13 protein-coding genes are annotated in these 13,971 nt (G+C 36.8%); all 13 read left to right on the top strand.

The features are described from left to right. Positions 1 to 148 precede the first annotated feature (148 nt). The gene (locus ACRPI0_RS06895) at positions 149 to 523 is read left to right on the top strand and encodes a hypothetical protein (RefSeq protein WP_432355594.1); all 375 of its coding nucleotides are present in this window, start codon (positions 149 to 151) and stop codon (positions 521 to 523) included. 124 nt (positions 524 to 647) lie between these two features. After that, positions 648 to 1,547, top strand: a complete 900-nt coding sequence (locus ACRPI0_RS06890) for an RCC1 domain-containing protein (protein ID WP_432355593.1) — start codon at positions 648 to 650, stop codon at positions 1,545 to 1,547. 151 nt (positions 1,548 to 1,698) lie between these two features. Continuing rightward, the gene (locus ACRPI0_RS06885; RefSeq protein WP_432355592.1) at positions 1,699 to 2,421 is read left to right on the top strand and encodes a hypothetical protein; all 723 of its coding nucleotides are present in this window, start codon (positions 1,699 to 1,701) and stop codon (positions 2,419 to 2,421) included. Positions 2,422 to 3,132: 711 nt separating this feature from the next. Further along, the gene (locus tag ACRPI0_RS06880; protein ID WP_432355591.1) at positions 3,133 to 3,789 is read left to right on the top strand and encodes a Type 1 glutamine amidotransferase-like domain-containing protein; all 657 of its coding nucleotides are present in this window, start codon (positions 3,133 to 3,135) and stop codon (positions 3,787 to 3,789) included. An 851-nt stretch (positions 3,790 to 4,640) separates the two neighbouring features. Continuing rightward, positions 4,641 to 6,305, top strand: coding sequence for a ribosomal protection-like ABC-F family protein (gene abc-f, locus ACRPI0_RS06875; protein WP_432355590.1), 1,665 nt, complete (start codon positions 4,641 to 4,643; stop codon positions 6,303 to 6,305). 224 nt (positions 6,306 to 6,529) lie between these two features. Further along, on the top strand, positions 6,530 to 6,859 hold the full coding sequence (locus ACRPI0_RS06870; protein WP_432355589.1) for a hypothetical protein: 330 nt from the start codon (positions 6,530 to 6,532) through the stop codon (positions 6,857 to 6,859). A 585-nt stretch (positions 6,860 to 7,444) separates the two neighbouring features. Beyond that, positions 7,445 to 7,927 carry a site-2 protease family protein gene (locus ACRPI0_RS06865; protein ID WP_432355588.1) on the top strand — a complete coding sequence of 161 codons (483 nt, stop codon included), beginning with the start codon at positions 7,445 to 7,447 and terminating at the stop codon, positions 7,925 to 7,927. Between the two features lie 237 nt (positions 7,928 to 8,164). Continuing rightward, on the top strand, positions 8,165 to 9,973 hold the full coding sequence (locus ACRPI0_RS06860) for a M3 family oligoendopeptidase (protein WP_432355587.1): 1,809 nt from the start codon (positions 8,165 to 8,167) through the stop codon (positions 9,971 to 9,973). A gap of 511 nt (positions 9,974 to 10,484) precedes the next feature. Next, the gene (locus ACRPI0_RS06855) at positions 10,485 to 11,249 is read left to right on the top strand and encodes a class I SAM-dependent DNA methyltransferase (RefSeq protein WP_432355586.1); all 765 of its coding nucleotides are present in this window, start codon (positions 10,485 to 10,487) and stop codon (positions 11,247 to 11,249) included. Positions 11,250 to 11,518: 269 nt separating this feature from the next. Next, a complete protein-coding gene (locus ACRPI0_RS06850; RefSeq protein ID WP_432355585.1) occupies positions 11,519 to 11,974 on the top strand; it encodes a GNAT family N-acetyltransferase in 456 nt (151 codons plus the stop codon). Between the two features lie 217 nt (positions 11,975 to 12,191). Then, the gene (locus tag ACRPI0_RS06845) at positions 12,192 to 13,073 is read left to right on the top strand and encodes a phosphotransferase (RefSeq protein WP_432355584.1); all 882 of its coding nucleotides are present in this window, start codon (positions 12,192 to 12,194) and stop codon (positions 13,071 to 13,073) included. A gap of 221 nt (positions 13,074 to 13,294) precedes the next feature. Further along, entirely contained in the window at positions 13,295 to 13,390 is a 96-nt protein-coding gene (locus ACRPI0_RS06840) for a hypothetical protein (protein ID WP_432355900.1), read from the top strand. 237 nt (positions 13,391 to 13,627) lie between these two features. Beyond that, on the top strand, positions 13,628 to 13,921 hold the full coding sequence (locus ACRPI0_RS06835) for a 3-isopropylmalate dehydrogenase (protein ID WP_432355583.1): 294 nt from the start codon (positions 13,628 to 13,630) through the stop codon (positions 13,919 to 13,921). Positions 13,922 to 13,971 lie beyond the last annotated feature (50 nt).

Raw genomic sequence — 13,971 nt, 5'->3', positions numbered from 1 at the left:
GTAATCTGCTTTTCGCAATCGTAGGCAGTTGTTAAAGAACAGCCATCCTTTAAACTGGGCTTTTTATGGAATCATTACTTAAACTAACGGGCGGTTACATAGTTAAATAAGAAAATGTTAAAATAGTGATAAAAAGGGTGATGTAAAAATGACTGTATTTCCAGAAGAAAACGACTTTCTTTCGTTATTTGAATGTGAACCAACGTTATTAGATAGCACTTCGAAAGACTTGCCATTTTATTATAATGAAGCAACATATCGATTTTCTAATGAGGAAGAAGACTTTATTGTTACCCTTTCTCCCTCATATGGTGAAGTGAAAATACAAGTAACTCATCGTTCTTCAAACAGACTTTTATCACTTTTGGACCTGAAACGAGTGGGCAAATTTGAAATTACAGTAGATAAGAAAGACCATTCAAGCGTGTTATTATCAGTTGTTAATGAGGACTCTCAACAAATGATTGAAGTTGATTTTAAGCCTTACTTTAAACAGATTTTTAAAGAACATTTTACTCGGTAAGTACTAATCTTATTAAGCTAATGGGCCAATTAAATGAATAAGGGGCGGGCTATAATCGGGCAAAGTAATGGGTTGAACTAAAACAACCGTTATACATAACTCTTTAATCTCAAGGAGGTAAAAAGTGGATTACATTTCATCGAGTGAAACGATGCTAAAGACGAAATTACGAAAGAAAAATACCATAGCGGCAGGTCATCGTCATACTGTCGGACTTAAATCAGATGGTACGGTGACGGCTACGGGTGATAATAAATGTGGGCAATGCGATGTAAGTAATTTGTATGAGATTGTGGATGTAGCAGCTGGTAATGTTCATAAGGCGACCAATACAGGCAATGCTCACACAGTGGGACTTAAATCTGATGGCACAGCAATGGCTGTAGGTTGGAATAAGCAAGGTCAATGCAATGTAAATGACTGGTGCAATATTGTAATGGTTGAGGCGGGGTGGCGCCGTACGATTGGACTGAAGTCGAATGGAAATGTGGTTGCTGCGGGTCGAAATAATGAAGGGCAATGTAACGTAAACGATTGGCATAATATTGTAGCGATTACGGCAGGAGATTGGCATACCGTTGGTCTTAAGCAAGACAAAACTGTTATAGCCGTAGGGAATAATCGGTATAATCAATGTGATGTAAGTAATTGGAATGACGTTATTACAGTCGCGGCAGGTTATCTTCATACAATCGGGCTTAAATCTGATGGTACCGTTGCAGCCGTGGGCTTGAATAAACATAACCAATGCGATGTAAGCGACTGGCACGATATTAAGGCGATAGCGGTGGGTAGTAACCATACAATTGGCCTTAATTCCGACGGTACTGTGATGGCTGTGGGTTCGAATGTGTATGGCGAATGTAATGTAAGTGATTGGCGTGATGTTGTAGCGATAGCAGCAGGTTGTTCACATACTGTCGGTCTTATATCTGACGGCATGGTGGTTGCTGTGGGTGATAATGAATTTGGGCAATGTGATATAAGTGGCTGGCGTGGCATCCAACTGCCAGCAATTAGTTAACAAGTCAAAGAATAACGAAACAAGTTAATGAACATTACTTCAGAAACATCGTTATTCAGTAAATGGGGGCGATAACTGCAAACGTTTCGCCCATCATCAGGGCCATATTATGAAAACGTTACCAATAATTCGTATTTAATGGGTGGTTAATATGCAAATTATTATAAAGGAATACGATAAGAGAGACCAAGAACAAATAAAAGACCTATTTGATTTATCCTTTGAGAAAGAAGGGTTATTAAGTATAGTAAAAAGTTCCAGTTTCAAATTTGCATACTCGGCCATTGCTGAAGATAAATTAGTAGGTGTAGTTTTTGGATGGAGCAGTAGTTTCCACCCATATTGTACTTACTTTAAAATTTTAAGTAATCCATTATATGCCCTGAGTGGTGTAGTGGAAAAATTACTATCCAAGGTTGAAAGCTTGGAAACAATCGACTCTCCACTGCAAACATCTATTTGGGAAACTTCGATACATTTAAAAAATGTTTATGAGAAAAGTGAATTCAAGGAAATTAGAAGAACATATATGCCGATTCTTCAGGTAGCTGACTTTAAAGAGGAACTAGTGCCATTCAGTGAAAAAGATCATATGCTCAAAACTTTATCGGAGATTTCTTCAAGTAACGAACTGATGGAAAAATTAGTTCTTCTTGTTAAAAGAAACTACGAAGAAACACATAAAGCGAATCCCGTAGTAGTGACAGGACTTGAAGAATGGAAGAATCTAGTGCTAGCAAATGATGTAATTGTAAAAGGAAGTTTTGTTTTTTTAGATACTTGTGGAAATGACATATTGGCCTATTCTTTTCTTCACGAATCAGAAGATGAACATTCGTATGAATTAGGATGGTGCGGTAGTTCGAGTAGTTAGTACAGGAGAATAATTCCACAATTAATACATCAGCATATTAAGTATTCCAGTAATCATGACGTGAAGGCTATTGTAGGTGAATTCGATACAACGGATAGCAGTGCAATGGAAGTACTAAAAACTATTCCTTTTGCTCCTTCTCCTACTTGGATTACTTATCAAAAGCAGTAAAGTGCTAGAAAAAACGATTCCTCAATTGGGGGCGATTCCTACACAAAGAATCTGCGCCTATTAAATAATAGTGCCATTTTGGATTATCTCTTAATTAACCGGAGGAGATATAATGAAGACTCGAAAAGGTCGATTCTTTTTTTTTAGTGTCCAACTTTCAATGTTCAGTATATTGGTTGCGTTGTATTTCTTTAATAGTTACTCCGAACCTGAACTTGATTTAGATACGATAAAATTAGTAATCTACGTATTCATTATTTTTATAATCATTTTTGGGGGAGAATGGTTTAGGGCCTTTGAAGAAGATAGCACCCGTTATAAGAAATACTTTTTTTATAGTTTGATGGTTATCTGGGTTTTGTTTTTACCAATATTCTTTAAAGATATGATTTTGGGGTGGTTCCTTTAATTATTGGGGGCGTTAACGCCAAAATGTTATGTCAGAAACGGGCCAAATTGAGAGTATCGTGTTGGTGACAAGAAAATAGAATGAGTAACGCAGAAATTTAATGTTATTTACACTTTGCTACGGGGGTACTCATGAAAACTCACTATTATTTAGGTTGGTTTAGCAACTTTTTTCCAGAGAATTTGAGCAGAGTGTTACAGGAGGATATAACTGATAGAAAATCGCTAGCTATGATTAGCTCGAATCCATTTTTTTATGAAGATGATGGTGCTACTGAACGCTCGTGGCTTGACCGGGCTGGTATTATGTTTGATGAATATCATTTAATTAATTATCGAGTACAGGAGGAAGATGCCCAAACGATAATTCAAAATGCTTCAGTCATTTTCTTGTTGGGTGGAAATACTCTTAAACAAAATGGTTTTTTAATGGAATATGAATTGTCGGATTTGATTAAAAAAAGCAGTGCCGTTGTGATGAGAGCAAGCGCTGGTGCGATCAACATGTCCGCTAAATGGTTATGCTCGAAAAACTTTGGATATAAAGGTGAAATAAGCTCTGTTTACGATGGAATCGGCCTTGACGATTTTTCCGTCCTGTCTCATTTTGATCTTGAAAATAACATTGCGCTGGTTCAAGGCGAACTTTCTCCCTTATCAGAAGAAATAAATATTTATGCGTCGAACAAGGAGTGCGCTGTACGTATAAAGGGAGACAAAACCGATATTTTGGGCAATGTATATTTAATTTCCCACTCAAAGATTCAAAAATTGGATGAGACGCTCTAGTTGTGGTGAATGGCTATGGCTTAATTGAATTAATTTCTTTATGCATAGCTTCTATTTTAAATTTAGTGAAGGAGAACTACGCAAAATAGAATTGCTTCTTCATTATCCAGAAAGCATAGGTGTGCAGAACTGTTTTCAGTAATCGGGGGCAGATAACTGCATACTTACTGCACTTCAATCGGACCATTCAGATCAGGAAAAGATCACAGCGTATGATTTATAAATCGTCTGTAACACGAGGAGTATGGATACTAGAGTTTTGTATTATAAGAAGTTTGAAAGTAAAGTATTGGATACTGATTATATAAAAAAAATTGCTCTAACTTCCTTAAATATGGTTATTGTACAGGAATCACAGCAGCAATTAAGAAACAAATTCCTTTAAGCTAACTGGCCAATTGGTTGAATACGAAGTGGAGAGCGGAAATTGGTCTTGAAATGTGGGCTCTACTTTTAACTTTTTTCGCGAGAATGTAGTATTAAAAATCCTGATAGCGATATTAATTTGCAAAGCTATTTTAGAAAATGTATACTACATGTAATATAAAGGGGAAGGGGCTGACGGGTGGACGATGATTAACTAATCTTGTAATTCCGAGAATGTAATAATTTTATTCAAACGGAAAACAGGATTAGTCCGTCCATTTTGATTGTCCCATCCCTAATGAACGTTTAATAGATCACAACAGGTCTTTTTTGGTACCTCACAATAATTCGGCAAATGTATTACCCTTGCTGAGTGAATGGATACCTTTGTGGATTTTCTTCAGGGGATAATTGGATAGCGATGGACTGATCCTTCCGTATCAACGGGGGGATTTTTTGCGCCCTCTTTTAGGGGAGGAATTTATATGTTACTAGGTAACATCAAGCAATTGACATATTCATTAGGGGACGCAGTCATTTTGGATAAATTATCCGCAGAACTTCCTGAAGGAGCCTGTATCGCGGTTGTCGGTGCAAATGGTGCTGGTAAGTCGACATTGCTATCACTGTTGGCTGATGAATTATTAACGACTTCCGGTTCCATCCATTGGATAGGAAATAAACCGACAGTCACTTATTTCAAACAGGAGCAGATGGAAAAAGGGAATATCCACTGGGATCGAACGGAAACAGCGATATACCGATCGAAATGGCATGTCCCTGAGCAAGTCGAATATGCTACTGCAAGTGGCGGAGAACGGATGAAAATACGGCTCGCGACTGCATTATCCGAAGCCAGTGAGTTGGTTTTGCTTGACGAACCTACAAATCATTTGGACAGAGAAAGTCTTGATGAATTGGTGAAGGTCATCAATGACAGCACCTCGACTTATATAATTGTGTCGCATGACAGGGATTTCATAGATCGTACTGCGGATTTCATATTTGAAATTGAGCATGGAAAATTGACGGTGTATACGGGGAATTATTCGATCTATCGTGAAAAGAAGGAGATGGATCGAGAAATTCAGGCTGAGCATTATTTGCAACAACAACGCAAAATTGCGCGGGTTGAGGGACAACTTGCTCAGCTTGGAGAATGGTCTGAGAAAGCCCATGCGAATTCAACGAAAAAAGAAGGCGCAAAGGAATACTGGCGTATGAAGGCGAAGAAAAGAGATGTGCAAATTCGTTCCAAACGGACTCGTTTGGAGGCAGATCTAGAGAAAGAGCGGATTGACAAACCGAAAGACGAAATCGGTGTTGCGTTCGATTTAAAAGGAAAACGGAAAAAAGGACATCGTGTGTTGGAACTGAAGGATATCCAAAAGGCGTTTAATGGGAATGAATTGTTCAGAAACGTGTCATTCACTGTCCAATCGGGTGAGCGTATTGCTCTAATTGGACCGAACGGGAGCGGCAAATCCACACTGTTCAAGATGATGATGGGTGAGGAACATTATGATGGAGATCTATGGCTGACGAACGGGATGACAATTGGATATATGAGTCAGACTGTGCTTGATCTGCCGGAAGACGTGATTTTGGCTAATTATTTCCATGCGGAAACGTTTGAAGAGCAAGGCATAATCCGCATCCAATTGACGAATCTAGGCTTCGGTGAAAAGCATTGGAAATTGTCGCTCGGTGAACTAAGCCAAGGCGAGCGTGTGAAAGTGAAACTGATGCAATTCATCCTAGAAAGGACAGATGTGTTGCTATTGGATGAGCCAACGAATCACCTAGATTTGCCTTCAAGGGAAGAAATGGAGAAGACGTTGGCGACTTTCCCAGGCACATTACTGTTCGCTTCCCATGACCGATATTTTACGGAGCGAATGGCATCAAGCCTACTCGTTTTCGAAGAACGGGGCATAAGCAAAGTTCTAACGACATTGAAGGAATGGGAAGACCGTGAAACTGCTCCCGCTAAATCCACTTCAACTATAGCTGAAAAACGAATGCGTATTGAAATCGAATTGCAGGCTATTTTAGGCAAGTTGAGCATGCTCAAAATCGGAGATCCGGTATATGCAAAGTTGAACAGGGAATTTTATGAACTTAGCAAGGTCCTGAGAGAATTAACATGATTAACGGCACGAGCGGCCTATTGTGGAAACATTTTAACCTTTTCCACTAATCTCACACATATTGGTAACATGAAGCTGTACTTCTTCTACCATCCGGGGCAAATTCTTGAAGAAGAATTTGCTCCCTTTTAAGTGCAAGGCCAAATAATCGGACAAATAGTGCTATGACTATTTCATAATAAGATAGGATGTGTCGAGTTAATATGACTAAACGAGATGCTCTGATGGAAACATTTAAAGGTTTATCAGATGAGAAGTTTTTAGAGTTTGCTCTATTTCTTCAAGAACAATTTAACTGTGCTTTAGAAGATGTTGAAAGTGCTGAGTGGCGTGTATCCTTCTTCACTAAGGCATTTGAGTCTTGTGAAACAGGTGAAGAGTTTACATTCAAACGCCACCATACTGGAAAACCGTTTACGTTTGATCCGAATGGCGAAGATATAGAAGGAATAACTCATATGCTAGTAGAAGCCGAAGGTGACTTAATTGAAGGGCAGAAGTTACTCAACCTCTTGTCTGCTTTTAAAACTACTTTTGATAATGGAAATAACTAATTTGAAAAATTCTATTACAATCTCAATAGTATTAGTAGTTCACTAACAATTGGGTGCTCTTCAAGTATCACACTTCAATGAGGAAGTAGTGCCATTCAGTGAAAACAATCAGATACACAAAGTAAATCCCGTAGTAAGGATAGGACTTGAAGCAAGGAAGAATGTAGTTCTAGCAAATTATCTAATTCCAAAAGGGAGTTATATTTTTTAGATACTGAAGAGAAAAACATATTAGCATATTCTTTTCTTAGCGAATCAAGTGATGAAAATTCGTTCGAATTAGGATGGTGCGGATGTTCGAGTGGTCGATACAAGGATTGATACACAGCATATAAAATACTCCTGCGATCTTAACGTGAAGGCTATTATAGGTGAATTCGATACAACGGGTAGTAATGCAATGGAAGTATTAAAAACTCTTCCTCTTGCACCTTCACCCAATTGGATTCCTTAACAGAAGAAGTAGAATAACATGAAAAGAATCCCCCTCAAAAGATCACGTTTCTTAATAAGTGCTGCGCTTCAATCGGACCATTCTAAGGATTAATTGAAACAATAAATAGTCATGTGGGAGTTGTGTGAGTATTGATTGAAACCATAATTGGATACGTGGTTGCTCTGTTTATATTTCAGCCTTTAAATGTTTTCATACACGAAAACGGGCATGCATTTTTTGTTAAGGTGTTTGGTGGGGTAGTATTTAAAATAGAGATAGGAATTGGAGAACCTCTTTTTAATATAGGATTCATTCAGGTGAATAAACAGTTTTTCATGTTTGGTATATGCAAATGTGAATATAATCCAACTGATCCAACCTCGATAAATGAAAGAGTGAAGCTATCTCTTATTGCTTTAGGAGGAGTGATTTTTAATTTGATTACTATTTTAATTTTAATTGCAGTTAAAATGTACTCAGCACATCATCATTTTCTTGATGGCTATTTCTTCAGCTTTACAGGAATATTAGTCTTATCAGCATTAATCCCTGTAACGTACTTTACTGGATATAAAAGCGATGGCCTAGTACTTATTAATATATGGAAAAAGGAAAGAGAAAAAATGTATTAATAAGTGAAATAGTTGATTTTGTGAAAATGTGCTTACCAAGATATTACAAGTACAACATTCAAATATATTTCAGTGAATCCATACACTCTGAAATGCCCTCTACTATCGGGCGATGTTCTCGAGTGAGAGTTACTCTCCAATCTCGCCATATTGTAATTATGAAATCTACTCAGTTAACAAATCTTTCTAAATTCATTGATAACGTTTAGAATAGATATATAAGGAGAGTGGCTTAGATTGAAATATAATAATACTTGGGATTTAGAGAGTGTATTTAAAGGTGGAACAAATTCAAAAGAAGTACAAACTAAAATTACATCTGTAAAAGAAGATATTGTATTTTATGCAAATCAGTTAAAGGCATGGGACAGCGATCCCGATAACGATGCTTCTACTTTGCAGGAAATATTAAAGCAACAGGAAGTCATTGGTAAAGGCTTGGGTCAAGTTGGTACATTCATCAATATGTGGCATGACGCCTTTACGGACGATGAATATGCAAGCGTTGTTAAAGGCCAGGTGATGGAACTAGGGAGTGAAATTCAGCAACTGTCAACGATCTTCACCAAAAAACTTGTAGCGATCTCAGATGACAATTGGAATAAACTCCTGCAAAATGACGTCTTAAAAGAAATTAGTTTCTCATTGGATGAGATCCGTGAACAAGGCAAACGTCTATTGTCTGAAGATGAAGAGAAACTTATTGCTAAATTAAATAAAGACGGTATCGCAGCATGGAGCAATTTATATAGTACAGTAGTCTCAACTATGACGGTTCCTTTTACAGATAAAGATGGCAAAACAACTGATTTATCTGTTGGTCAGGCAATGAACAAAATGTATGCTGATCCTGAGGCAGAAGTGCGTACAGAGCTTTTTGAAAACTGGGAAAAAACATGGTCTACGAATGGACCTATCTTTGCGGAAGTCCTTAACCATTTAGCCGGTTATCGCTTAACTCTGCAAGATGCTCACGGTAGAGAAGGCCATTTAGAGGAGCCGCTTGAATATAACCGAATGACTGAAGAGACGCTTACAGCGATGTGGTCAGCGGTTGACGCAAAGAAACAAACGTTTATTAATTATTTAGAACAAAAAGCAGATTTGTTTGGTATGGATCAGTTGGGCTGGCAAGATGTTGATGCTCCAGTTGCAGTAGGTGCAACAAAACCAACACGATTCACATATGATGAAGCATGTGATTTTGTAATTGATCATTTCGCTTCATTCGGTCCAAAACTAACGGACTTTACAAAACACGCGCTTGAAAACCGCTGGGTTGAAGCGGAAGATCGTTCAAATAAACGTCCAGGTGGTTATTGTACAAGCTTACCTGAATTTAAAGAATCACGTATTTTCATGACTTTCACAGGTTCACCAAGTGATACGAGCACATTAGCACATGAATTAGGACATGCTTTTCATAGTCACGTAATGAAAGATTTACCGAGACTGAACCGTGGTTATGCCATGAACGTAGCGGAAACAGCTAGTACGTTTGCTGAAACAATTATTGCTGATGCAACTGTGAAAAATGCTACATCTGATGAAGAAAAAATATCCCTTTTAGCTAATAAATTAGAAGGTGCAACAGCGATGTTTTTAAATATTCGTGCTCGCTTCTTATTTGAGGATAGCTTTTACACTGAACGTGCAAAAGGAATTGTATCAGAAAAGCGCTTGAATGAATTAATGGTAGATGCTCAACAAGAAGCATTTGGTAATAGTCTATCTTCTTATCATCCACATTTCTGGGCAGCCAAGTTACACTTCTTTATTGATAGAGTACCGTTCTATAATTTCCCATATACATTTGGGTATTTGTTTAGCCTCGGGATCTACGCGGAATACTTGAAACACCCTGAAGGATTTGAAGAGAAGTATATTGCCTTACTAAGAGATACAGGATCTATGAAAGTAGAAAACCTAGCGAAGAAACATCTTAATGTTGATGTAACTAAGGAAGATTTCTGGGCAGCTGGGATTGAGCTCGTCGGAAAAGATGTAGAAGAATTTGTTGAATTGACGAATAAATTACAGAAGTGAAAATTAAAAAGGTATTTATCTCATTTCGTGAAATGGGATAAGTACCTTTTATAATGATAGATTAGAAAGCAAAGAGCGTTGAAACAAGGACTGACATCCAAACAGTTGCCATAAGGCACAAGCCGAAATGCATACAGCTTGTGAAGATAGGAGCATGATTGTTGAACCTTCTTTAACGAAGTGAAGGAACTGCCTTAAGCCCAGCATGAACGATTATTTTCCAAGCGTTCATCGCACGGATTGGGTAGGAGCGTGGAGATTTCCACAGTGCAAGCTCTTAGAAGAAAGACAAAACCTCTTCTTGTCTGAGGTTAACGAGGAACTTATAGTCTAGTACATAAAGTTAGATGAAGCCTGGAGTGCAGAGAACCTGCTCGTTCCGTGGGGGGGCAGCGGAATAGCCGTTGATTACTACAAACGCTTTCTTATAACTTTTGGTTGATGAATAAGTATTGGGCCTGGGTGGGACCAAAATGTTGTATTAAAAACATTTAAGAATGGGAGAGTAAAAATGACATTAGACATTTATAAGGAGAATTTAGAAAAGTATGCTGATCCACTAAAATACGATGAGTTATATAATAATTATCGAGAAGACTTAGATTTTATTCAGAAATGTGTTGATATGACAACTCAACCGATTATTGAATTGGCTTGTGGTACAGGGAGATTAACAATTCCAATGGCTGAAAAAGGTTATACAATGTATGGAGTTGATATCCATCAAGGAATGCTTAATTTAGCTATTCAAAAGGCAAAGGCCTCTGGTGTTCATATTCACTTTTCTAAACAGGATTGCACTCAGTTAGATCTACCGATCAAATCTCCATTAATCTTTATGGTAGGCAACTCCTTCCAACACTTCTTAACAAATCAAAGTCAAAGTGCTTTATTAGAATCAGTCGGATCCCACTTATTGCCTGACGGTGAATTTATTTTTGATACTAGAAACCCAATATTAAAGGAATTAGCTGTAATTGATGAGGTTGAAGAAACTCACATCAATCGTCTGGATCAAGTAGTCACTGAAAAACATCGCGAAGTTTATAACCACGAAACTCAAATCTTGGAGTGCACTACTGTTCAAGAAACTAATGTTACTAATGTTATTTCTACTCACAAAGATTCTATTTCCTTACGCTATACATATCCAATGGAGATAAAAAGGCTATTATCAGAACATAATTTTGAGTTAGTGGCCATATATGGTTCTTGGAAAAAGACTTCTTTTACAAAAGACAGCGAATCTATGATTATTCATTGTCGTCTTATTTAGTGGCGTTATTGTATAGTCATCCTTATTCCGCAATCGTTGCGCATTTCAGATGAAGCAGTGCGTCTGAAATGGTCGGAATTTTCCGATGCCTCTTGTGATATAATTGAATATTTTAATCTTTGCATTTCGATTTATCGGGAAAACATGTTAAGGGGGCGTTCATTATGGAAAACAAAGAATTATCTTTCGTTATGTACTACTTAAAGGGGATAACGTCATATTAACGATGTTTAATTAGCGTTCCCCCTAAATTTGAAAGGGGCAAATGTATGCGAGCAGATAATGTGGAAATTGAAGAATTGAACGAAGAGAACTGGTATGACTGTTGTGAATTAGAAGTAGCAGAGAACCAAGTTGGATATCTAGAATCGAACGCTGTTTCAATAGCACATTCAAAGTTTGAGCTATCTTTAAAACCCTTTGCAATTTATTATGATGGAAAAGTAGTTGGTTTTCTAATGTATAATACTCTAAAAGAGGAACTTAATGGTTACTGGATATTTAGAATAATGGTTGATAAGAACTTCCAGGGGCAGGGCATAGGAAAAGCTGCAACTCAGTTAATGATTTCAGAGATGAGTAAGCTACCAGATGCAGAAAAGATTGTTGTGGGTTACCACCCACAGAATAAGGAAGCTCACCGATTATATTCTAGTTTAGGATTTGTTGATAATGGAGATCGGTTTGGAAAAGAAATGGCTGTAATCAAATATATAAACGAGTAAATTTAAATAAGGGGGAGCCTATTTTAGGTTCTCCCTTTTTGTAAAAAAAGGTAATACCCTCGTTTGTTGAGTCATTATCCGCAACACAAATTCAATCAAAACCCTATTCCGAAATTGGGTACGATAATGCGAATAGAAGTGTTCTCTTTCTTGAACAATAGAGGCCCAATTTATAGATTAGGATTATTTGTTATTAAATTGAAAGTAGGTTTATTTAGTGGATCTCCAATCGTTATTTGAAGAGTCTATTGTAGAATTCCAAGAGTTAAATCCTGGATATGACGATCACGCAAGTGATGTGTGGTTAGTGAAAACAGACAAGCAAGAAGTAGTAGTACGTACATCTCGAATGATCGAAGAGCCAAGCGATGATTTTTGGTGGGGATGTAAGAGTCTATTTGGTATTGACCCAAGAAACGTGTTTGGCTTAGAACAAGTAAATAACGAGCTTTATGATATTTCCTCCATTCCAATTCCAAGAATATTAAAAAAGGGAACTATTTCTTCAAGGCAATTTGTGGTGGTAGAGAGATTAAATGGAGCAGTAGTTCAATCATTTAAAAATCAACCTCCATCACTATTACAAGACCTTGGAGAAGGATTGGCTAAAATTCACCAATACCAAGTAAATTATGTTGGTAGTCCCTCTGGAGATTTTAAAATCCCACTTAAGAGCTTTAACAAGCATTTGATTGAAACCATGACGAATTTAGTCTATAAATTTTACAAAGACCAGGATGAAATTAGGATTAAGCTCCCTAAAATGATTAAATTGGCTGGAGAAATACCTATCCCACAATTCGCATCTTTCGTTTTAGTTGATATGGACCCAACACAATTCCTATCAAATAATAAAGAACTAACGGGTCTTGTCGATACTGAAGCATACGTTATGGCTCCCAGAGAGCTAGATTTTGTTGGACTTGAGTATATTTTAGACAAGAATTCTATTAAAGATTTTATTATTGGCTATGAAAGAATTATGGAAATTCCTGATTTGAAAAGTAGTAGAATACCTTATCGTTATTTATACCGTTTATTATCTGTTCAGGGTAGCGTGGATATTGATGTATGGTTAAATCACGATGAATTATTCTAATATTAAATACATAATTTGAACCTTTCTTTCGGTGGCAGGGCTATTGTGCAACAAATAATATTAACGAACTGCATTAATAGTACGGGGAGGAGTTCATGATTACCAAGAACAATGGATTTAAATTTCTCGATTTCCTAGTTGTAAAAGAAGCTAAAATGTTGAATATCATCGTTTGGCTGACTTCTATGCAGTAATAAAATCAAACGCCTAAAGAATGTGCAATTAGAGAACTTTACGAAGAAACAGGTCAAAGGATTTCTAATTTAGACTTCAAGGGTTTGTTAAAATCGAAAGACTTAACTAATGACGAAATTTAATATAATCCCGTTTATTTTACTACTCTTTTGGAACTGCAACCGTTTATGATAAACAGTGGACATCCAAAATTCAAGTAAGGGTTTTGAAGAAGGATATCAGATATATAGACGAAGTGGACATCTAATTATTTGATTATATAAATTATCTTCAGTTAGGTTATTCCAAAATAGGGAGCGAATAGTTTAACAAGATTTTCAGGCTAAATGGTAAAATGTGTTTATAAAAGGGGGAGTTAAATGAGTAACTTTTTCTTAATCCTTATGGGCTTTTTTATTATTGTTGCAAATATTATTGGATTTATATCTTACAAAGAAAAGAAAAGTCTATACTTTGCAGCTTTTACAATATTATTATTAGCAGTTTTGTTTGGGGCAATCGGTGGTGTATTAGCACTTTTTGTTATTCGTGATGCTTTTGCAATATTCTACGGCATGCAGCTAGGATACTATTTAATAATAAATAGCGCCATCGTTTTTTTAATTGCAATTTTAGCAACTGTAATAAAAAAATTTAACAACAGAAAAATGTAATTCATGATTATATTCAAGTAATGGGGGCAATTCTTTCACAAGGATCTGCA

The organism is Sporosarcina sp. A2, from assembly GCF_050858885.1.
In the GTDB taxonomy this organism is placed as follows: Bacteria; Bacillota; Bacilli; order Bacillales_A; family Planococcaceae; genus Sporosarcina.
The sequence above is the reverse complement of the archived record's forward strand: the minus strand, read 5'-3'. Positions and strand labels throughout refer to the sequence as shown.